The organism is Acidithiobacillus sp. (assembly GCF_049965315.1).
Lineage (GTDB): Bacteria > Pseudomonadota > Gammaproteobacteria > Acidithiobacillales > Acidithiobacillaceae > Acidithiobacillus_B.
The window spans coordinates 1-20,210 of record NZ_JBMFWL010000025.1 but is presented as its reverse complement, the minus strand read 5'-3'; the positions used below and the strand labels follow the sequence as shown (position 1 = coordinate 20,210).

18 protein-coding genes are annotated in these 20,210 nt (G+C 65.2%); 11 read left to right on the top strand and 7 right to left on the bottom strand.

Translation table 11 applies throughout. From position 1 onward, the window contains the following. Position 1 precedes the first annotated feature (1 nt). From panB to pcnB, 5 genes are read right to left on the bottom strand one after another with little or no spacing between them, the layout of a single operon-like run. Positions 2 to 790 (bottom strand): 3-methyl-2-oxobutanoate hydroxymethyltransferase, encoded by a 789-nt coding sequence (panB, locus tag ACP5MM_RS07270; RefSeq protein ID WP_427931679.1) that lies wholly within the window; start codon positions 788 to 790, stop codon positions 2 to 4. Continuing rightward, positions 787 to 1,404: a deoxynucleoside kinase gene (locus ACP5MM_RS07265; RefSeq protein WP_427931681.1), complete on the bottom strand. Its 618-nt coding sequence runs from the start codon at positions 1,402 to 1,404 to the stop codon at positions 787 to 789. Before ACP5MM_RS07265 ends, panB begins: the two co-directional genes overlap by 4 nt. Then, positions 1,401 to 1,973 carry a 2-amino-4-hydroxy-6-hydroxymethyldihydropteridine diphosphokinase gene (gene folK, locus ACP5MM_RS07260; RefSeq protein ID WP_427931683.1) on the bottom strand — a complete coding sequence of 191 codons (573 nt, stop codon included), beginning with the start codon at positions 1,971 to 1,973 and terminating at the stop codon, positions 1,401 to 1,403. Before folK ends, ACP5MM_RS07265 begins: the two co-directional genes overlap by 4 nt. Next, on the bottom strand, positions 1,931 to 4,537 hold the full coding sequence (locus ACP5MM_RS07255; RefSeq protein WP_427931684.1) for a CBS domain-containing protein: 2,607 nt from the start codon (positions 4,535 to 4,537) through the stop codon (positions 1,931 to 1,933). Before ACP5MM_RS07255 ends, folK begins: the two co-directional genes overlap by 43 nt. A 5-nt stretch (positions 4,538 to 4,542) precedes the next feature. Next, positions 4,543 to 6,018 carry a polynucleotide adenylyltransferase PcnB gene (gene pcnB, locus ACP5MM_RS07250; RefSeq protein WP_427931686.1) on the bottom strand — a complete coding sequence of 492 codons (1,476 nt, stop codon included), beginning with the start codon at positions 6,016 to 6,018 and terminating at the stop codon, positions 4,543 to 4,545. A gap of 242 nt (positions 6,019 to 6,260) precedes the next feature. On the opposite strand from pcnB, the gene guaB reads away from it, so the two are divergent. The 11 genes from guaB (at position 6,261) to pssA (ending at position 17,383) form a co-directional block, all read left to right on the top strand. After that, positions 6,261 to 7,721: an IMP dehydrogenase gene (gene guaB, locus ACP5MM_RS07245; RefSeq protein WP_427931688.1), complete on the top strand. Its 1,461-nt coding sequence runs from the start codon at positions 6,261 to 6,263 to the stop codon at positions 7,719 to 7,721. A 5-nt stretch (positions 7,722 to 7,726) separates the two neighbouring features. Continuing rightward, positions 7,727 to 9,271: a glutamine-hydrolyzing GMP synthase gene (gene guaA, locus ACP5MM_RS07240; protein WP_427931689.1), complete on the top strand. Its 1,545-nt coding sequence runs from the start codon at positions 7,727 to 7,729 to the stop codon at positions 9,269 to 9,271. 42 nt (positions 9,272 to 9,313) lie between these two features. Next, entirely contained in the window at positions 9,314 to 9,811 is a 498-nt protein-coding gene (gene tadA, locus ACP5MM_RS07235) for a tRNA adenosine(34) deaminase TadA (RefSeq protein ID WP_427931691.1), read from the top strand. Between the two features lie 192 nt (positions 9,812 to 10,003). Next, entirely contained in the window at positions 10,004 to 10,438 is a 435-nt protein-coding gene (locus ACP5MM_RS07230; RefSeq protein WP_427931693.1) for a secondary thiamine-phosphate synthase enzyme YjbQ, read from the top strand. Then, positions 10,438 to 10,863, top strand: a complete 426-nt coding sequence (locus tag ACP5MM_RS07225; protein ID WP_427931695.1) for a hypothetical protein — start codon at positions 10,438 to 10,440, stop codon at positions 10,861 to 10,863. The genes ACP5MM_RS07230 and ACP5MM_RS07225 overlap by 1 nt, the downstream gene beginning before the upstream one ends. A 55-nt stretch (positions 10,864 to 10,918) precedes the next feature. Then, on the top strand, positions 10,919 to 12,457 hold the full coding sequence (locus tag ACP5MM_RS07220) for an endonuclease MutS2 (protein WP_427931697.1): 1,539 nt from the start codon (positions 10,919 to 10,921) through the stop codon (positions 12,455 to 12,457). A 163-nt stretch (positions 12,458 to 12,620) separates the two neighbouring features. Continuing rightward, complete coding sequence (gene ilvB / locus ACP5MM_RS07215; protein ID WP_427931698.1) at positions 12,621 to 14,366, top strand: biosynthetic-type acetolactate synthase large subunit; 1,746 nt, start codon at positions 12,621 to 12,623, stop codon at positions 14,364 to 14,366. 4 nt (positions 14,367 to 14,370) lie between these two features. Beyond that, the gene (ilvN, locus tag ACP5MM_RS07210; protein ID WP_123102258.1) at positions 14,371 to 14,856 is read left to right on the top strand and encodes an acetolactate synthase small subunit; all 486 of its coding nucleotides are present in this window, start codon (positions 14,371 to 14,373) and stop codon (positions 14,854 to 14,856) included. A gap of 38 nt (positions 14,857 to 14,894) precedes the next feature. Beyond that, on the top strand, positions 14,895 to 15,911 hold the full coding sequence (gene ilvC / locus ACP5MM_RS07205; protein ID WP_427931700.1) for a ketol-acid reductoisomerase: 1,017 nt from the start codon (positions 14,895 to 14,897) through the stop codon (positions 15,909 to 15,911). Positions 15,912 to 15,980: 69 nt separating this feature from the next. After that, on the top strand, positions 15,981 to 16,637 hold the full coding sequence (locus ACP5MM_RS07200) for a phosphatidylserine decarboxylase (RefSeq protein ID WP_427931702.1): 657 nt from the start codon (positions 15,981 to 15,983) through the stop codon (positions 16,635 to 16,637). Continuing rightward, the gene (pssA, locus tag ACP5MM_RS07195) at positions 16,634 to 17,383 is read left to right on the top strand and encodes a CDP-diacylglycerol--serine O-phosphatidyltransferase (RefSeq protein WP_427931704.1); all 750 of its coding nucleotides are present in this window, start codon (positions 16,634 to 16,636) and stop codon (positions 17,381 to 17,383) included. The genes ACP5MM_RS07200 and pssA overlap by 4 nt, the downstream gene beginning before the upstream one ends. Before the next feature lie 7 nt (positions 17,384 to 17,390). Here pssA and mutS read toward each other — a convergent pair whose 3' ends face one another. Both mutS and ACP5MM_RS07185 read right to left on the bottom strand, forming a co-directional pair. Further along, positions 17,391 to 19,892: a DNA mismatch repair protein MutS gene (gene mutS / locus ACP5MM_RS07190; protein ID WP_427934328.1), complete on the bottom strand. Its 2,502-nt coding sequence runs from the start codon at positions 19,890 to 19,892 to the stop codon at positions 17,391 to 17,393. 82 nt (positions 19,893 to 19,974) lie between these two features. Next, positions 19,975 to 20,210, bottom strand: a 236-nt coding sequence (locus ACP5MM_RS07185; RefSeq protein ID WP_427934327.1) for a tyrosine-type recombinase/integrase, incomplete at its 5' end; no start/stop codon positions are given.

Below are 20,210 nucleotides of genomic sequence, written 5' to 3'. Positions count from 1 at the left end.
CTCAACGCTCCTGGCGCGGGGGAAAGCGCCCGCTGCGCACTTCCTCGGCATAGCGGGTGAGGGCGCCTTCCACCAGCCCGGCGCCGCCGAGGTATTGGTGGGCAAAGCTGGGGCTGCCGCCGGGGGCCAGGCCCAGGACGTCATGCAGGACCAGGACCTGGGCATCGGTGTCGGGCCCGGCGCCAATGCCGATGGTGGGGATGGCCAGGTTGCGGGTGATCTCGGCGCCCAATTCCGCCGGCACGGCCTCGATCACCAGCAGGCGCGCCCCGGCGGCGGCCAGGGCGGCGGCGTCTTCGCGCAGGTGCTGGGCGCCTGGCGCATCGGTCCCCTGCCGGCGAAAGCCGCCCCATTGACGCACCCGCTGGGGGGTGAGGCCGATATGGCCGCAGACGGCAACGCCGCGCTGGGCGAGGAAGGCGACGGTTTCGGCCATTTCCCGGCCGCCTTCCAGCTTGACCATGTCGGCACCGGCGCGCAGCAGGGCCGCGGCGCTGGACCAGGCTTGCTCGGGGCTCCCTTCGTAACTGCCGAAGGGCAGGTCGGCGATGAGCAGACAGCTACCGGCACCGCGCGCCGCCATGCGGGTGTGATAACAGACCTGCTCCAGGCTGACGCCCAAGGTATCGGCCTCGCCCGCCACCACCATGCCCAGGGAGTCGCCCACGAGAATGCCGTCCAAGCCAGCCTGGGCGGCGAAGTGGGCAAAAGGGTAGTCGTAGGCGGTGATCAGGGCGCGCTTGCGGCCTGCAGCTTTGTCGCCCTGCCAGTCCTGCAGTTTTTTGCTCATGGCGATGGGGTCTCGTTTCGCGTGGGTAGGGCGTCGCTGACGCGCGTTAGAATTTGCTTATAGTGACCGGGATCCGCCACAAAATCCACCTGATCGGTGGCAAAATCCAGGCAGAGGCCCGGATATTGGGCGCGCCATTGTGCATAGGCGGCACTCACCCGGCGCAGATAATCATAGCGTAACCGGGCCTCGTAGGGGGCATGACGCCGTTGTACCCGCGCCCAGAGCGTATCCAGCGGGGCGTGGAGGAAAATCAGCAAATCCGGCGCGGGGGGGCGGCTGTCGATGGCCTGCGCCACTTGTCGATACAGGCCGAGTTCGGCAGGGGAGAGGGTCAGGGGGGCAAAGATCTCGCCCTTGGCACCGCAAAAGTCGCTCACCATGCTCTGGGTAACCGATATCTTCCGCCATTGCGCATGCCGTTGCAGTAGAAAACAGATCTCGGTGGCGAGGGCCGGGTGCGATGATCTGGTGTAAAAATCCGCCAGGAAGGGGTTTTCCGCCGGTTGTTCCAGCAGGAGGCGGGTGCCGAGGCTGGCACTCAGACGCTGGGCGAGACTGGTCTTGCCCGCTCCCATGGGACCTTCCACGGCAATATGGACGTCCGCCATCATACCGAGGCCGCCGTCCGCATAGGTTGCGCCTGCTGATCCAAATCGTCGGACAGGGCCTTGATCCCTTGCCCATGCAGGGTGGCCGGGAGGTGGTCATTGACGCAGCCGGCACCGGGAATGCGCAATTGCGGGTCGTATTCCGCCAAGGGTAGCAAGACGAAGGCGCGCTCGTGGAGACGGGGATGGGGAAGGGTCAGGGCAGGGCTACGGACGATGGCGTCGCCGTAGATCAGCAGGTCCAGATCAAGCATGCGCGGCCCCCAGTAGACTTCCCGGCTGCGTTGCCGGCCGGCCCGCGTTTCTAGCTTGTGCAGGGCGCAGAGCAGGCCGAGGGGGGCGAGGGTGGTCACCATCCGCACGACCGCGTTGATGAAATCCGGCTGCTGCGGGCCGCCCACGGGCTGGGTCCGGTAGAGGCGGGAGCGCCATGTCACCTGGCAACCGGCGAGATCCCGCAGCGCCGCCATGGCGTCCCGCAACTGCTGCTCGGGATGACCCATATTGCTGCCCAGGCCGATCCAGCAGGTTACGGCTTGCCGGGGGGCTGTTTCAAGTTGTTCAGGAGCCATTGTCGAGCCGATTCCTTATCGCTGATTTCTCCATCCAGCCGGGCGTCGCGCAGCCGCTTCAGCCAGTGGCCCACCGCAGGCCCGGGCGCAAGCCCCAAGGCCATGATTTCTTTGGCGCTCAGGGGGGAAGCGAGGTGCCGATCCGTCTGCAGATAGGCCAATCCCGCCGCCTGTGTCGGCCCCTGCGGATGCCCTGCCAGCAGGGCCAGAACCCCCTCCACGCGCAGTTGCGAGAGCAGGGCCCGGCGCTGGCTGGGGCGTACCCCGCGAGCGAGTTGGGCGGCGATCTCGGGCAGGCGCTGCAGATCGTTCTGAATGTCATCAGCCCCGCCAACCTGGAAATAGTTTAAGCGTTCTTGCCGTTCTGCCCAAGGGATATCGTGCCAGAGGATGCGCAGAAAAAGGGTGTCCTGCAGCAGGGGCTCCTGGGGAAAGGAAAGCTGAAACCAGTCGCGCAGGGTAAGGGCCCTTTGTACCGTGGCGAAGAGCGCGGCAGGGTCCGCGGGCGCCGGGCGCAGGAGCGGCCAGAGCCGCCATTCCTGCAGGAGGCGCAGGGCGGGCAGCAGATCGGGGAGCTGCAGAAGATAACGGATCTCCCGCCACAGGCGCGGCCCGCTGAGATGGCGGAAGATGTCGATGGCCATGGCGTTTTTCATCAGCCCCAGGGTGTGCGCCTCCATCTCGAACCGGAAGCGGGCGGAAAAGCGCAGGGCGCGCAGGATGCGGGTCGGGTCTTCAATGAAGGAGAGGGTATGCAGGACGCGCAGGCGTCCCTCCTGAAGATCGGACAAGCCGCGATAGGGGTCCAGAAGCTGCCCGAAGGAAGGGGGGTTGAGGGCGATGGCCATGGCATTGATGGTGAAATCCCGCCGCCAGAGATCGGCCTGGATGCCCCCGGCCTGGACGATGGGCAGGGCGCCCGGCTGGGGATAGTGCTCGACCCTGCTGCTGGCCAGATCCAGACGGAACCGGTCGGCAAAGCGCACGGTGGCGGTGCCGAAGCGCGGATGGCTGTGCAGGTGGCTGCCGGGCACGGCCGCGGCCAGATCCGCGGCCAGGCGCAAGGCGTCCCCCTCGATGACGGCGTCGATATCCGTGACGGCACGTTGCAGGAGGAGATCGCGCACGCAACCGCCCACCAGGTAGGCGCTGCTGCCCAAGGCCGCCGCCCGCCGGCCCAGTTCCTGCAGGCGCGAGATGGCCGCTGCGCCCCACTGCCGGTGGATTTCGCCGCGCAGGTGGCGCCGACCGGCGCGGCGCTCCGGAGCGAAGGACAGGGGGGTTTCGGCGCGTTGCAGGTCCGTGGCGGTAATGATGCCCTGCAATGGCCCGGTTTTTCCCTGCACGGCGAGCATCGGATGGCGTGCCTCCAGGAGCAGGGTGCGCAGGGTGCTGATGGGGGTTTCCGGCGCGACCTCCGGCAGGGTTTCGGCATAGGCCCGCACCGCTTGTCCGGCCAGCCCATGGCGTATCCCGTTCTCCAGGAGTTGGCGGTGGACATAGCCCCGCGCGCGCCCGTTTTCCACCACGGGCATGCCCCGGTGGGGGGTCTGGCCCAGGGCTGCGGCGGCTTCCCCCAGCAGGGTATCGGCGGGGCAGGAGAAAATGGCGCGATTCATGATCGCCGCCGCTTGCTGCGTCATGGGCCCATAATAGTTTTGCAGGATGCGCAGCAGGCGTTGTTCCGCCTCCGCCAGGGTGCTGTCATGGAGCACTGCGGCGGCGGCCTCCCGTTGTCCCCCGCCACCCAGATCATGGAAGATGTGTTCCAGGGGGACGCTGCCGCGGCTGCGGCCGATGGCCGTAACATGTTTGCCTTGGGTGATCAGGGCAATGGCGGCATCGGCGCGGGCGCTGGCCAGGGCGTGGTGGACGATGCGGCCTCCATCATGGATGGGGCCGTCCCAGCTTACGGCACTGATCCACAGCGCCGGATCTTGTTCCTGCACCCAGCGCCCTTCCTGCAAGAGATGGTCCAGCAGCGCGATCTGTTCGGCCGTGAGGGCGCTACGCAATATCTCTCCGGCCCAAGGCAGGTCCGCCCCTTGCTCCAGCAGCCAGGCGCAGGCGCGCAGGTCCCTGGGGGTCACATTGGGGGTGCGCAGGTGATCCGTATCTTCCAGAATGCCCAGCAGCATCAGGGACGCTTCCGGGGGCGCAGGGTGGAGATGCAGCCCTTGCAGGGCCTCGACGAGCAGAGTGGTGCAGGCACCGGTGGCGGCGCGATGCACTTCGGCCCCGGTGATATCCCCTTGCAGGGGCGGGTGATGGTCGTAAACGATCCATTCCCGTACTTCCCCAAGCAAGGCGGCAGGCGGGCCGATGCGCTCGGCCTGACTGCAATCCACCAAAATGACCCGGGTGGCAGGGTGCCGCTGGAGGAGGTCCGGTGCACCCAGACGGGCGCCCATTTCCGGACGTTCCCGGAGCAGGCGGTGCAACTCCGGGCTGGTGCCGTGGGGCAGGAGCGGGGTGTAGTCGGGGTAGAGGAGAGAGGCGCCAATGAGAGCGCCAAAGGCATCCAGATCGGCTTGCTGGTGGGGAAGGATATATGCCCCTGCCACCGCCGTCAGTCCGTTGCTCCATCCATGAGGGATGCGTCGCCCGGCTCCTGCGCTCCCTCGCTGCGCGCTCCCCGGCGCCGGTCGCGGCGTCGCGGCCGACGGCGCGTGGCCGGGAGCGGACCGAGTTCCTGTTCCTGACCGCGGTCCTCTTCCCGCGCCTGGGCCACCAGCGCCTCGCGCGCGCTGTGGTCGGCCTCCTGAAAGGCCAGCCACCATTGGGGCAGGGCCGCGCTTATTTCGCCGGCGCGGCTGCGCAATTCCAGGAAGTCAAAGGCGGCGCGAAAGCGCGGGTGGGCGAGCAAGGCATAGGGACGGCGGCCGCCGCGGCGCTGAAAACGGGCCTGCAGATCCCAGATCTCACGCATGGGCAGGGAAAAACGGCGCGGCACCGTCACCCGTCCGGAGGCCTCCTGGAGCAGTTCGGCAGCCGCCCTTTGCAGGGCGAGGGCCGGGGACTTCCCGGCGTTTTCCTGGGCGGCACACTGAGTCTGCAGTGCCGGCCAGAGCAGGGCGGCAAAAAGAAAGGCGGGGGTTACCGACTTGCCTGCGGCGACGCGCTCATCGGTGCCCTCCAGGGCCAGTTGCAAGAGGCGTCGTGACGGTTCCAGGGCATCCTCGGCGAGCGCCGCCTCCACCGTCGGAAAGAGTATCGCAAAGAGACCATGCTGGCGCAGGAGTTCAAAGCTGGCCAGACCGTGTCCCGTCAGGAAGAGCTTGAGGGTTTCATCGAAAAGCCGGGCGGGAGGTACTTCGGCCAGGAGCGATCGGCACTCGGCCATGGGTTCCTGAGCGCCTTCGTCGAGGCGGAAACCGAGCTTGGCGGCAAAGCGCACCGCCCGCAGCATGCGCACCGGATCCTCGCTGTAGCGGGTGCGCGGGTCACCGATCATGCGCAGACGGCCGGCGCGGAGGTCTTCGAGACCGGTGGAGAAATCCAGGATGCTGCGATCGGCGATATTGTAATAAAGGGCGTTGGCGGTGAGGTCGCGACGCTGGGCGTCTTCTTCCAGAGAGCCGTAACTATTGTCGGCCAGGATGCGCCCGCTGGCGCTACGCTCGCCGGCGTCCGGCTGCTCCGCCGATCCGCCGCGAAAGGTGGCGACCTCGATGATCTCTTCGCCAAACTGGACATGGGCCAGGATGAAGCGACGACCAATGAGGCGGGCATTGCGCCGGAAGAGCTTGCGCACCTGCTCGGGGCGGGCATCCGTGGCTACGTCGAAATCCTTGGGCTCCCGCCCCAGCAGGAGATCGCGAACACTGCCGCCCACCAGATAGGCCTGGAAGCCCGCCCGGTGCAGCCCGTTGAGGACCTGCAGGGCGCCATAGCTCAACTGGCGACGGGAGATTTCGTGCTCCGTCCGGGGGATGACCCGCGCCGAGAGCGGCGCCCCGGAAACGACCGGGCCGGCCGGCTCTGCCAACGCCCCCATGGTTTTTGGGGCAAGCTGTTCTGCGAGAAAGGCTTTCAGCGATACCAAGGGCGATCTCTATATGGGCTAGTCATCATAAAACTCAGTGTAACCGAAACAAGGCATAAAAAGCAGGGGGTCTCGGCCAGGACTTCGCTTTGCCCCGGAACGGCATCCATGGGCCAATGCCGGGATGCGGGGATCCATCTGCGGCTGGAAAGTCGTCGCATCGCCCGGTATCATAGGGAATGCCTTAACCATGGGGCTGGGAACGCGATACCCGGCCCTTTTCTCGTTTTGGGGGAAATTACATGCAACTCATCGGCGAAGCCCTGACCTTCGATGATGTGCTCCTGGTCCCCGCCCATTCGGCGGTGCTCCCGCGCCACGTGCGCATCGACACGCAATTCAGCCGCCGCATCCGCATCAATATCCCTTTGCTCTCCGCCGCCATGGATACGGTGACGGAGGCGGCCATGGCCATTGCCATGGGCCAGGAGGGCGGCATCGGCATCATTCATAAAAACATGGCGCCCGAGCAGCAGGCAGCCTTGGTGCGGCGGGTGAAAAAATTCGAGGCGGGCGTGATCAAGGACCCCATCACCACCCGCGCCGATGTCAGCATCCGGGAAGTGTTGCAGTTGATGGCCGAACACGGCATCTCCGGGGTGCCGGTGGTGGATGGCGAACGGCTGGAGGGGATCGTCACCCACCGCGATCTGCGTTTTGAAACCCGCTTGGAAGCCCCCGTCAGCAGCGTCATGACTCCCCGGGAGCGGCTGGTGACCGTGCCCGAAGGCACGAGCCTGGAGGTCACCAAGGCGCTGCTGCATCAGCATCGCATTGAAAAAATACTGGTAGTGAATGGCCAATTTGCCCTGCGGGGACTGATCACGGTCAAGGACATCCGCAAGGCCACGGAGCATCCCCTGGCCTGCCGCGACAGCCAGGGCCGCCTCCTGGTGGGCGCGGCGGTGGGTGTGGGGGAGGGCACCGCCGAGCGGGTCACGGCCCTGGCGGAAGCGGGGGTGGACGTCATCATTGTCGATACCGCCCACGGGCACAGTCAGGGCGTGCTGGATCGGGTCACCTGGATCAAGACCCATTTCCCCGAAATCGATGTGATTGGCGGCAATATCGCTACGGCCGAGGCCGCCCTGGCCCTGGCGGATGCCGGTGCCGATGGGGTGAAGGTGGGCATTGGCCCCGGCTCCATCTGCACCACGCGCATCGTCGCCGGCGTCGGTGTGCCGCAGATCACTGCCATCAGCAACGTGGCGGAGGCCCTGGCCTCGCGGGGCATCCCCCTGATTGCCGACGGCGGGATACGCTTCTCCGGGGATTTTGCCAAGGCCCTGGCCGCCGGCGCCCATTCGGTCATGGTCGGCGGTTTGCTGGCCGGTACCGACGAAGCTCCGGGGGAGATCGAACTGTATCAGGGCCGCTCCTACAAAGCCTACCGGGGCATGGGCTCCCTGGGGGCCATGCAGCAGGGCTCCGCCGACCGCTATTTCCAGGACGCCAGCCCCGAGGCCCCCAAGCTCGTTCCCGAGGGGGTGGAAGGGCGGGTGCCGTACAAGGGCCCCGCCGGGCAGGTGATCCATCAGCTCCTGGGCGGCTTGCGCTCCAGCATGGGTTATCTGGGAGCGGAGCATCTGGAGGCCCTGCGCAGCCGCGCCCGCTTCATCAAGATCACCCAGGCCGGGGTGCGCGAAAGCCATGTCCACGACGTCACCATCACCAAGGAAGCACCCAACTATCGGGTGGAGTAAACCGCATGCACGAGCGCATTCTCATCCTCGATTTCGGTTCCCAGTATACCCAGCTCATCGCCCGGCGGGTCCGGGAAGCCCATGTCTACTGCGAGATCCACCCCTGCACCATGGCCCTGGCGGACATGGCCGCCTGGCAACCCCGGGGCATCATTCTTTCGGGCGGCCCGTCCTCGGTTCGGGATCCGGACGCGCCGACGGTGGACAAGGGGCTCTTTGACCTGGGCATACCCGTGCTGGGCATCTGTTATGGGCTGCAACTCATGACCCACCTGCTGGGCGGGCGGGTGGCGGCGGCGGAACACCGCGAATATGGCCGTGCCCTGCTGCATATTCGTGAGGCGGTGGGCCCCTTTCTGCCCTTTGCCGGCGAGCAGGGGGTACAGGAAGTGTGGATGAGCCATGGCGACCGTATCGAGGCCCTGCCGCCGGGCTTTCGCGTCCTTGCCGCCAGTGACAACTCGCCTCTGGCGGCCATCGGCGATCCGGCCCGTCATCTCTACGGCGTGCAGTTCCATCTGGAAGTCGTCCACACCCCGGCCGGCAGCGAGATGCTGACCTCCTTCGTGCGCGGGGTCTGCGGCTGTCATGGGCAATGGACCATGAGTTCCTATCGGGAAACGGCGGTGGCCGCGGTGCGCCGGCAGGTGGGGGAGCGCAAGGTCATCGCTGCCCTCTCCGGCGGCGTGGATTCGGCGGTGACCGCGGTGCTCATCCACCGCGCCATTGGTGATCAACTCACCTGTATTTTTGTGAATAATGGCCTGCTGCGGGCCGGTGAGGCCGAGAAGGTGGCGGCGGTCTTCGCCAACTATCTGAAGATCCCCCTGCGGGTGGTGGATGCCCGCAGCCGCTTCCTCGCAGCCCTCGCCGGAGTGACGGATCCGGAACAGAAGCGCAAGCGCATCGGCGGCCTGTTCATCGAGATCTTCGAGGAAGAGGCCCAGGCCATCGGCGATGCCGATTTTCTGGCCCAGGGCACCCTCTACCCCGATGTCATCGAATCCATCTCCTTCAAGGGGCCCAGCGCCACCATCAAGTCCCATCACAATGTCGGCGGGCTGCCCGAAAGGATGCGTCTGCAACTGGTGGAACCCCTGCGCGAACTGTTCAAGGATGAGGTGCGCGAACTGGGGCGGGAACTGGGCATGCCCGAGGACATCATCCGTCGCCAGCCCTTCCCGGGGCCGGGTTTGGCCATCCGCTGTCTGGGCGAGGTAAGCAGCCCCCGTCTGGAGATCCTGCGCCGGGCCGATCGCATCGTCATGGACGAAATCCGCGAGGCCGGTCTCTATGATCGTATCTGGCAGGCCTTTGCCGTCCTCTTGCCGGTGCGCAGCGTGGGCGTGATGGGCGATTCCCGCACCTATGACGAAACCATTGCGCTGCGCGCCGTGGAGTCCGCGGATGGCATGACGGCCGACTGGGCGCATTTGCCCTATGAGCTTCTGGAGCGGATTTCCAGCCGGATCACCAACGAGGTGCAGGGCGTGAACCGCGTGGTCTATGACATCAGCTCCAAGCCTCCGGCTACCATTGAGTGGGAGTGAAAATACCTTTATCTCAATTACCTATGACGTATTCTGCCAAAAATGAATGAAGATTCTCTCCCTTCGTCTCCGGCGGGGGGGCAGGATGCCGTCGACCGCCACTGGATGGCGCAGGCCCTGGCGTTGGCGCGGCAGGCCGCTGATCTTGGCGAGGTGCCCGTGGGCGCCCTCCTGCTTGGTGCCGATGGCGTGATTTTGGGGGCTGCCCACAACCAGCCCATCGGCCGCCACGACCCCACGGCCCATGCCGAAATCCTTGCCCTCCGCCAAGGGGCCGAGCGCGTAGGCAATTATCGTTTGGGTGGCAGTACCCTCTATGTCACCCTGGAGCCCTGCGCCATGTGTGCCGGCGCCATCCTGCACGCCCGCGTGCGGCGTCTGGTCTACGCCGCCGCCGATCCCAAGGGTGGCGCCGTCGCCAGCCTCTATTCCCTGTTGGCCGACCCGCGCATGAACCATCAGGTATCGTGGCGTGGCGGCGTTTGCGCGGAGGAGGCGGGCCTCCTCTTGCGTGCGTTCTTTCGCGCCCGGCGTGGCTAGGGGGGCGGTGTCAAACGGCCCGTGGCGGTTTTCCTCCGCCAACGCCGGGATCCGCTTCGATGGCCTTGTTGCCATGGCTTGCGCCCTTGACGTCTGCGCCCGGGAGATGCACATTTTCTCCAGGATGGCTTGGCGCAGCCGCTTCGCGCACGGCCCTGTTCACTCATTCCCGGCAGCAGCGGAAGGAAAGCCATGGTAAGACAACAAGATCGGGAATGGCTCTTCCCGAACAATGGTCGCGGCTTGTATGAGGTTACCGACGAGATTGCCCTGTGGCTGCGGGAGGCGGGTCTTGCCCATGGCCTCTTGACCCTGTTTCTGCCCCACACCTCGGCCAGCCTGCTCATCCAGGAAAACGCCGATCCCGATGTGCGGGCCGATATCCTCGCCTACCTGGAGCGGCTGGTGAGCGACGGTGACCCCCGCTACCGCCACCGCAACGAGGGTTCCGACGACATGGCGGCCCATCTGCGCGCGGCATTGACCCAGCCGAGTCTCAGCATCCCCGTCCGAAACGGGGCACTGGCGCTGGGGACCTGGCAGGGAATCTTTATTTTCGAGCATCGCCGCAAGGCTCAGCAACGGCGCCTCATGGCGCATTTCATGGGGACCATGGGAGATCTTTGATGGGTGATTTTCTGGAGCGCTACAATGGCCTGCTGCGCGGCATCCGCGAGTGGTCGCGCTGGGACAGCTTTTGCGCGCAGGTTTCCGCGGCCGCGGATGATGGCTGGTTTGTCTATTATGTGGGCCAGGAGGCCCCCACCGCGCCGGTGCAGCGGGATACCTTCCGCCGGGTGCTTGCGGAGATCGATGCCCTTCTGCATAAGGACCACCGCGAATCCTACCTCGGCATCGTCTATGTGGACGACTTCGACGTCCCCCAACTCATCAAGATCTACGATCCCAACAATCTCGGATCTTCCTGCGGCAGCAGCGGGCACCAGGTCCCGCCGGGTTGGGTGCTGTCACGGATGGCGCCGGTGTCTTTGGGCGACGTGCTCATTCCCGAGGGCCGCAAGCGCTGGTGGCGGCAGCTTTTTGCCCACTGAACCGCGCCGTGGCGCGACTCCCCCATCTCCCTGATGAAACGCGGAAGAGAATCCCATGCAAGCCGATCTGAAGCCCCTGGAGTTTGACGGCATTCGCCGTCTTCTGGAAAAGCTTTGCGCAACGCCCTTCGGCGCCGAATCCGCGCGCAACATCGAGCCGGCGCCCAATATTCATGTGGCGCGGCGCCTGCAGGAAGCGGTTACGGCCGCCCGCTTCGGGCTGGATTCCGGGGAAGGGCCGATCCTGCCGGACCTGCCCGACATCCGCCCCGCCCTGCGCCAGGTGGCGGCCGCCGGTTCCGCTCTGGCGGGTACGGCCTTCCGCAATCTCGCCCGGGTCATTCGCGTCGGCGAGCAGTTGCGGCCCTATGTGGAAAAACGCCCGGCCCTGCTCCCCACGGGGCCTGAGCGCCTGGATGCGGCGGCGGATCTGTTGCCGGCCATCGAGGCGGCCCTCCTGCCCAATGGCCAGGTGCGGGAAGATGGCAATGACACCTTGCGGGGCCTGCATCAGGAGCTCAAGGCGGCGCGCCAAGCCGTGCAAGGGGGGCTGCAGCCCTGGCTGCGCGAACCCGGCGTCAAGGTGCATTGGGCCGGGCAGCGGGCCTGCCTGCATTTCCCCCAGGGGGGCGGGGAGCAGGTTCGCGGAGTGCGGCGGGGCAGCGGCCCCGGGGGGCATGGCATTCTCATCGAACCCATGGAGCTGGTGGCCGCCAATAATCGCCTGGAGAACCTGGGCGGACGCATCGATGGCGAGAATCAGGCCCTCCTGCGCGCCCTCAGCGATGAGGCGCGCCTGCGCCTGCCGGGGCTGCATCAATTGGTGGAGGCATTGACCTGGATGGACCTGGCCATCGCCGCCGCCCAGCTCTCCCAGCACCTCAGGGCCAAGGCCCCGGAGATGGTGGAAGAGGCCATCCTGGTGCTGGAAGAGGCCTACCATCCGCAACTCCTGCTCGCCCATGCCGACGGCCATGGGCCGCGACCCCGGCCCTTGTCGGTGCGCATCGACGACGACTGCCCCATCCTGGTGGTGACGGGCCCCAATACCGGCGGCAAGAGCGTCTCCCTCAAGACCGTAGGCCTGATCACCGTCATGGCCCACTGCGGTCTGCACGTACCGGTGGAGGGGCGCGCCATCGTGGGCGGATTTACCCGCCTCTTTGTGGACATGGGCGACCCGCAGAACGTGGCCTTTCAGCTTTCCACCTATTCCGGCCATGTGGAGGTCCTCAAGCGGCTCATTGCCGAGGCCGACGACAAGACCCTCATGCTCCTGGATGAACTGGGCACCGGGACGGACCCCGAGGAGGGGGCGGCCCTGGCCATGGCGGTGCTCGATCAGCTCGCCGGCCGCGGCGTGCATGGCATGGTCACCACCCACCTGACGCCCCTGAAAGGCTTTGCCGAGACTCATGCCTGTCTGCGCAATGCCTCCATGCGTTTCGACGACCAGCATCTGGAGCCTACCTATGAATTGCAGATCGGCGTTTCCGGCCGGTCGCTGGGGTTGGTGATCGCCGAAAAACGCGGGTTGCCCGGCGATCTGGTTGCCAGGGCTCGGGAATATTTGCGGGAACTGCAGGGGCGCTAACCCACGATTCTGCAGTCGCCGGTAGTTTTTTGCTCCAACGGCCCTTTTCCCGCCTTCTCCAAATAGAAAGCGCCTAGGGTGGCGCAATGCTTTTTTATTTGACCTTGCGCGAAAAAATCTCTAGCGTTCCGGGGGTGTATTTATGCTTGTAAGGAGCTCGACCATGACGTCCCCGACTACGACAGAACAACGGCCCACTGCCCAGCATCAAGAAGAAGAGCTGACGGGTGCGGAGATCGTGGTACGCGCCCTGCGCGATGAGGGCGTTGAGTACCTCTACGGTTATCCCGGCGGTGCGGTGCTTTATATCTATGACGAACTCTTCAAACAGGATGCCGTCAAGCACATCCTGGTTCGTCACGAACAGGCGGCGGTGCATGCCGCCGATGCCTATGCCCGAATCACCGGCAAGGTGGGCGTGGCCCTGGTGACCAGCGGGCCGGGGGCGACCAATGCCGTTACCGGCATCGCCACCGCGTATATGGATTCCATTCCCTTGGTGGTGATCACCGGACAGGTGCCGGTGGCGCTCATCGGCAATGATGCCTTCCAGGAAGTGGACACCGTCGGGATCACCCGGCCCTGCACCAAGCATAATTTCCTGGTCAAGGATGTCCGCGACCTGGCGAGCACCTTGAAAACGGCCTTTCATCTGGCCGCCACCGGCCGTCCGGGGCCGGTCCTGGTGGATATTCCCAAAGATATCACCGGCCATAAAACCCTGTATCACTATCCGGAAAAGGTCAGCCTGCGCTCCTACAAGCCGACGGTGAAGGGGCATCCGGGTCAGGTGCGCAAGGCGATGCAGATGATCGCCGGCGCGCAGCGGCCGATGTTCTACACCGGCGGCGGGGTGATCCTCGCCAATGGGGCGGAAGAGATGGCCAAGCTGGTGCGCCGTCTGGGCGCGCCCATCACCAATACCTTCATGGGGCTGGGCGGCTATCCGGCCTCGGATCGCCAGTTCCTCGGCATGCTCGGCATGCACGGCACCTACGAGGCCAACATGGCGGTGCAGAACTGCGATGTCCTGGTGGCCATCGGTGCCCGCTTCGACGACCGGGTAACGGGGAATATCGCCAAGTTTGCCCCCCACGCCAAGATCGTCCACATCGATATCGATCCCTCTTCCATTTCCAAGAACGTGCGGGTGGATATCCCCATTGTCGGCGATTTGCGGCAGGTCCTGGCGGAGATGAACCAGATCCTCACGGAAATGGATCATCCCGCGGATGCCCGGGCGCTGGCGGCCTGGTGGGCGCAGATCGAAGACTGGCGCAAACGCGATTGTCTGCACTACACCCAGAATGACGAGGTCATCAAGCCCCAGTTCGTGATCCAGAAGTTGTATGAATTGACGGGCGGGGATGCCATTGTCACGACGGACGTGGGCCAGCATCAGATGTGGGCGGCCCAGTTCTACGGCTTTGACCGGCCCCGGCGTTGGGCCAGCAGCGGCGGCCTGGGGACCATGGGCTACGGTTTGCCGGCGGCCATGGGCGCGCAATTGGCCGAGCCCGATTCCACCGTTCTCTGCATCACCGGGGAAGGCAGCATTCAGATGAACATCCAGGAATTGTCCACCTGTCTGCAGTATCGGCTGCCCATCAAGGTCGCCTGCCTCAACAACCATTACCTGGGCATGGTGCGGCAATGGCAGGAGTTCTTTTACGGCAGCCGCTACGCCATGAGTTATGTGGACGCCCTGCCGGACTTCGTCAAGCTCGCCGAGGCCTTCGGCCACGTGGGCTTGCGCGCGGATAAGCCCGCCGATGTGGAGCCGGTGATCCGCGAGGCCCTGCGCCTGAAGGATCGGCTGGTGTTCATGGACTTCCAGGTGGACCCGGAGGAAAACGTCTATCCCATGGTCCCGGCCGGGGCGGCCCTTTCCGAAATGATCCTGGTCTAAGCGCATGCGCCATATCATCTCCATTCTGCTGGAAAACGAGGCCGGTGCGCTGTCGCGGGTGGCCGGACTCTTCTCGGCGCGCGGTTACAACATCGAGGCCATGACCGTAGCGCCGACCCATGATGCCAGCATTTCGCGCATGACGGTGGCGACGCGGGGCTCCGAAGAGGTCATGGAGCAGGTCCTCAAGCAGCTCAACAAGCTGGTGGAGGTCATTCGCGTCCAGGATCTCAGCGATGGTCCCCACATCGAGCGCGAACTGATGCTCATCAAGGTCCATGCCGTGGGGCCGGACCGCGAGGAGGTCAAGCGTCTGGCGGATATTTTTCGCGGGCGCATCATCGACGTCACCGATCGTTCCTATACCATGGAACTCACCGGTACCGGCGAAAAGCTGGATGCCTTTATCCATGCCCTTGACCCCGGTATGGTCATCGAAGTCGTGCGCAGCGGCGCCAGCGCCATCAGCCGCGGTGCCAAGGGCATCTGAACATCCATTTTTCGTTCATTGATAGCAATGAGGTTTTCATGAAAGTTTTTTACGATAACGACGCCGATCTCTCCCTTATCCAGAGCAAGCGGGTGGCCATCATCGGTTACGGCTCCCAAGGTCATGCCCACGCCCTCAATCTCAAGGAATCGGGGGTGGACGTGGTGGTGGGCCTGCGCCAGGGCTCGGAATCCTGGGAGAAGGCGGTAAGCGCCGGGCTCCAGGTAAAGGAAACGGCCGCCGCGGTGGCGGGGGCCGACCTGGTGATGATCCTGACTCCCGATGAGGGCCAGGCGGCGCTCTATCGCGAGGACATCGCCCCGCGGATCAAGGAAGGGGCGGCGCTCATCTTCGCCCATGGCTTCAATGTGCATTTCGGCCAGATCCATCCCCGCGCCGACCTGGACTGCTTCCTGGTGGCCCCCAAGGGCCCCGGTCACCTGGTGCGTTCCACCTATACCCAGGGCGGCGGCGTGCCGGCCCTCATCGCCATCCATCAGGATGCGAGCGGGAATGCCCAGAATCTCGCCCTCTCCTACGCCAAGGCCATTGGCGGCACCCGTGCGGGCGTGATCGAGACCAGCTTCCGGGAAGAAACCGAAACGGATCTCTTCGGTGAGCAGGCCGTGCTTTGCGGCGGCGCCAGCGCGCTGGTGCAGGCGGGTTTCGAGACCCTGGTAGAGGCGGGATATGCTCCGGAAATGGCGTATTTCGAGTGTCTCCACGAGCTCAAGCTCATCGTCGACCTGATGTACGAGGGCGGTATCGCCAATATGCGCTACTCCATTTCCAATACCGCCGAGTATGGGGATCTGACCCGCGGCCCGCGGGTGGTGAACGCCCAGACCAAGGCGGAGATGAAGAAGATCCTCACCGAGATCCAGAACGGCGAGTTTGCCCGCGAGTTCATTCTGGAGAATCAGGCCGGCAAGCCCAAGATGCAGGCCATGCGCCGCCTGGGGGCGGAGCATCCCATCGAGGTGGTGGGCAACAAGCTGCGTTCCATGATGACCTGGATCGGCAAGAACCGGATTGTGGACCGCTCCCGCAACTAGGGCATCCAGCCCCCTCGGCCATGCCGGGCGGGGCTTTTCCGCGGAGCGGCGTCCTGCTACTCTGCCGCGATGAAAACGCCCTATCCCTATCCCCTGATCGCCCGCGAGGGCTGGCCCTTCCTCGCCGCCTTTCTGGCTTTGGCGGTGTTGTTCCAGATCTTGCTGTCTCTGTATTGGGCCCTTCCGGCCTATGCCCTCTTCCTTTTTGCCCTCCAGTTTTTCCGCGATCCTCGCCGTCAGGTCCCCCCAGGCAAGGATCTGGTGATCTGTCCGGCCGATGGCCGAGTGATTGCGGTGGAAACGGTGGAGGATCCCTATCTGGGCCGTTCCGCCCTCAAGATCAGCGTTTTTATGAACGTCTTCGACGTGCATGTGAATCGCATGCCGGTGGCCGGCCGCGTGCAGAAGATCTGGTATTTTCCGGGGAAATTTTTCAACGCCGCGCTGGACAAGGCCTCTGCGGAGAACGAACGCAATGCCCTCTGGGTCCAGACTGCCGCCGGCCAGGACGTGACCGTGGTGCAGGTGGCCGGCCTGGTGGCTCGCCGCATCCTTTGCTATGTGGGAGGAGATGAGGTGGTGACGGCGGGTCAGCGCTTTGGCTTCATCCGCTTCGGCTCGCGGGTGGACACCTATTTGCCGCTTTCCGCCCGGGCCCTGGTGGCCGTGGGGGAGCGGGTGCGCTCCGGCGCCGACGCCATCGCCACTCTGGGAGAGCCATCGTGAAGGCCCAATATCCCCGCCGGGGCGTGTACATCCTGCCCAACCTTTTTACCACGGCCAGTCTCTTTGCCGGTTTTTTTTCCATGCTCCAGTCCATTGGCGGTCACTACCGCCTGGCGGCGGTGGTGATCTTCATCGCCATGATCCTGGATGGGCTGGATGGGCGGGTGGCCAGAATGACGGGTACGGAGAGCGCCTTTGGCGCCGAGTACGATTCGCTGGCCGATGTCATTGCCTTTGGTCTGGCCCCGGCGCTCCTGGTATTTTTATGGGGCTTGCGGGATTTCGGCAATCTCGGCTGGCTGGGGGCCTTTGTCTTTACCGCCTGTGGGGCGCTACGCCTGGCGCGTTTCAACGCCCAGGTACAGAACCAGTCCAAGCGCTACTTTCAAGGCCTGCCCATCCCCATGGCGGCGGCCGTACTCGCCGGTCTGGTCTGGGTGGCGGTGGGCGAAGGCTACCCTTGGCTGACCCAGGTGGCCGAATATATCGCCCTGTTTCTGGTTTATGTCCTGGGGTTGATGATGGTGAGCAACATTCGCTATCGCAGCTTCAAGGACTTCGACCTGCATGGCCGCGTCCCCTTCGCGCTGGCCATCGTGGTCGTGCTGGCCCTTGCCCTCGTGGCCCTGCATCCGCCCTTGGTGCTCTTTGCCACGACCCTCCTTTATGCCTTGCTCGGACCGGTGCTGACGGTATGGCAATTGCAGCGTCGGCGGCAGCAACGACGCCGCAACCTCGATCGCTGAGCGGGTTTCAGCTCGATTCCTGGTGCAGCAGGGAGCGCAACCGATAAAGCAGGTCCAAGGCCTTCCTGGGGCTGAGCTGGTCGGGATCGGTGGCGGCGAGGAGGCTCAGGGCCGGGTGCTGGGGCTGAAAGAGCGCCAGTTGCGCAGGCTGCTCTGCGGGTCGGGGCTTTTCCCGGGCCGGGTCTTCCAGTTCCAGGAGCCGTTCCCGGGCGCGTCCGATGACCGCCTCGGGGATCCCCGCCAGGCGCGCTACGGCGAGCCCGTAGCTCTGGCTGGCGGGGCCGTCTTCGACGCGATGCAGGAAGATCACCCCCTCTCCCTGGGTCAGGGCATCGAGGTGCACATTGCTGAGGCCGGGCTGGGAGATCTCCGTCAGTTCAAAGTAATGGGTGGCGAAAAGGGTATAGGCGCCTCGCGCGACGAGGGCCTCGGCGCTGGCCCAGGCCATGGCCAGCCCATCATAGGTGGATGTTCCCCGCCCGATCTCGTCGAGAAGGACCAGGCTTTCGGGGGTGGCGAGGTGGAGGATGCGCGCCGTTTCGCTCATTTCCACCATGAAGGTGGAGCGCCCGCCGGCCAGGTCATCGGCGGCGCCGATGCGGGTGAAGATCTGGTCGACGGGGCCGATGATCGCCTCCCGGGCGGGTACCCGGCTGCCGATGTGGGCCATCAGCACGATGAGGGCGTTCTGCCGCATGTAGGTGGACTTGCCCCCCATGTTGGGGCCGGTGATGAGGAGCATGCGTCGGCTTTCGTCGCAATGGAGATCATTGGGGACGAAGGCGCTGCCCAGTTGCGCCTCCACCACGGGATGACGGCCGTCCTGAATGTGCAGGATGCGCTCGCTGCGGAAGACCGGGGCGCAATAATCCAGGGTCACGGCGCGCTCGGCCAGGGTGCTGAGGCAGTCCAGCCAGGCCACCGTCTCCATGGCGTCCTGCAAGGCCGGGAGATCGGCGCCGAGCTCGTCCAAGAGCTGGGCGAAGAGCAGCCGCTCCCGGGCCAGGGCCAGGCTTTGGGCGGAGAGGGCCTGGTCTTCGATGAGCTTGAGCTCATCGTTGATATAGCGTTCGGCATTCTTGAGGGTTTGCCGCCGCCGGTAATCGGCGGGCAGGGGACCCTGATGGCTGCGCCCCACCTCGATGTAAAAGCCATGGACCCGGTTGAACTGGATCTTGAGCTGGGTAATGCCCGTCCGTGCCCGTTCCCGTTGTTCCAGGTCCCGCAACACCCCTTGCAGGTCATGGCTGAGGCTGTTGAGATGATCCAGTTCGGCATCGAAGCCGGCGCGCAGGACGCCGCCGTCCCGGAGGGTGACGGGGGGGTTGTCTACCAGGGCGCTGCGGAGGCGTTCGTATAGGTGGGTAAAGCTCGGAATCCTTGCCAGGGCATCGCGCAGGGCAGGATGGGGGAGGGCCTCCAGGGCCTCGCGCAGCGCCGACAGGTGCTGGAGTGCCTGCCGCAGCAGCGCCAGATCCCGGGGGTTGGCGCTTTTCAGGGCGATGCGGGTGAGCAGGCGTTCGCCATCGGGCAGGCCTTTCAATGCCTTGCGCAGGGCAGTGAAACCATGGTCGATCAAGGTGTTGACGATGTCATGGCGTCTGGAGAGTTCCGCGCCCTGGCGCAGCGGGCGCAACAGCCAGCGGCGCAGGAGCCGCGCGCCCATGGGGCTTTGGGTGTGCTGGAGCACGCCGTAGAGGCTGGGACCGTTGCCCTGCAGGTTGTCCAGGACCTCCAAGGCGCGCAGGGCCGTGGCATCGACGTGCAGTTCTTCTTCCGGCCGCTGGGGATGGATGCGGCGCACCTGGGTCAGGGGCTGATGTAGCTGGGTTTCGGCGTAGGCGAGGATGGCCCCGGCTGCGCGCAGGGCCAAGGGCAGGTCGGCGCAGCCAAAGCCGGGTAGTTGCGCACCGAAATGGCGGAGGAGGGTGGCCTGGGTCCGGGCTTCCTGGAAGGCGCTTTTGGGCAGGATTCGCGCCCGGTTGCCTGGGGCGGCCTCGCCTTCCGGCCAGAGGATCTCGGCCGGCTGCAGTCGCTCGATTTCGTCCGCCAGCGCCGCCCCGCCTACTTCGCGGACGGACAGGCGGCCGCCGGCGGCATCCAGCCAAGCCAGGCCCCAGCGCTGTCCTTCGCCATAGACGGCGAGGAGGAGAGGCTCGCTGCGGGCGTCCAGGAGTTCGCCGTCGGTAATGGTGCCGGGGGTGATCACCCGGACGATGGCGCGCTCCACCGGGCCCTTGCTGGTGGCCGGATCCCCCACCTGCTCGCAGATAGCCACGCTCTGCCCGAGCTTTACCAGCCGCGCGAGATAAGCGTCCAGGCTTTGTACGGGTACGCCGGCCATGGGTATGGGTTGGCCGGCGCTGGTCCCGCGGCTGGTAAGCGTGATATCGAGGAGTTGGGCCGCCTTTTCGGCGTCGGCAAAAAAGAGCTCGTAGAAGTCTCCCATGCGGTATAGGAGCAGGGCCTCCGGGCACTCGGCCTTGAGCCGCAGGTACTGCTGCATCATGGGTGTATGAAGTTTTATTCTATCTGTTTCAACCATTTGCTTCCTATTGTCTAAAATATGTCTAATTCGTGCCCATGCTTGTCTAAAACTCGGCCAGCTTGGGAGGGACCGCTACCACGGTGTCATGCTGGCGGATATAACGGGCCGTCATCCTGGCGTCAGAGTGACCGGCCAAAGCGACGGGATCAAGCCCTTGACGCTTGGCATCCGTTAGACTCTTTGCGCGAAGATCATGCAGATGGGCATCGGCAACCCCGGCGCGGGCGACCGCAGTTTCCCACATATCCCGGACGGTTCGGTAGCTGTAGGGGCGCCCAC

Excerpts from the sequence above, each read along its gene's own strand:
- ilvC (WP_427931700.1), top strand. The coding sequence starts at position 14,895 with ATGAAAGTTTTTTACGATAACGACGCCGATCTCTCCCTTATCCAGAGC.
- mutS (WP_427934328.1), bottom strand. The coding sequence starts at position 19,892 with ATGATGCAGCAGTACCTGCGGCTCAAGGCCGAGTGCCCGGAGGCCCTG.
- ACP5MM_RS07220 (WP_427931697.1), top strand. The coding sequence starts at position 10,919 with ATGCAAGCCGATCTGAAGCCCCTGGAGTTTGACGGCATTCGCCGTCTT.
- guaB (WP_427931688.1), top strand. The coding sequence starts at position 6,261 with ATGCAACTCATCGGCGAAGCCCTGACCTTCGATGATGTGCTCCTGGTC.
- guaA (WP_427931689.1), top strand. The coding sequence starts at position 7,727 with ATGCACGAGCGCATTCTCATCCTCGATTTCGGTTCCCAGTATACCCAG.
- folK (WP_427931683.1), bottom strand. The coding sequence starts at position 1,973 with ATGGCTCCTGAACAACTTGAAACAGCCCCCCGGCAAGCCGTAACCTGC.
- ilvN (WP_123102258.1), top strand. The coding sequence starts at position 14,371 with ATGCGCCATATCATCTCCATTCTGCTGGAAAACGAGGCCGGTGCGCTG.
- tadA (WP_427931691.1), top strand. The coding sequence starts at position 9,314 with ATGAATGAAGATTCTCTCCCTTCGTCTCCGGCGGGGGGGCAGGATGCC.
- ACP5MM_RS07225 (WP_427931695.1), top strand. The coding sequence starts at position 10,438 with ATGGGTGATTTTCTGGAGCGCTACAATGGCCTGCTGCGCGGCATCCGC.
- ACP5MM_RS07230 (WP_427931693.1), top strand. The coding sequence starts at position 10,004 with ATGGTAAGACAACAAGATCGGGAATGGCTCTTCCCGAACAATGGTCGC.
- ACP5MM_RS07265 (WP_427931681.1), bottom strand. The coding sequence starts at position 1,404 with ATGATGGCGGACGTCCATATTGCCGTGGAAGGTCCCATGGGAGCGGGC.
- ACP5MM_RS07200 (WP_427931702.1), top strand. The coding sequence starts at position 15,981 with ATGAAAACGCCCTATCCCTATCCCCTGATCGCCCGCGAGGGCTGGCCC.
- panB (WP_427931679.1), bottom strand. The coding sequence starts at position 790 with ATGAGCAAAAAACTGCAGGACTGGCAGGGCGACAAAGCTGCAGGCCGC.
- ilvB (WP_427931698.1), top strand. The coding sequence starts at position 12,621 with ATGACGTCCCCGACTACGACAGAACAACGGCCCACTGCCCAGCATCAA.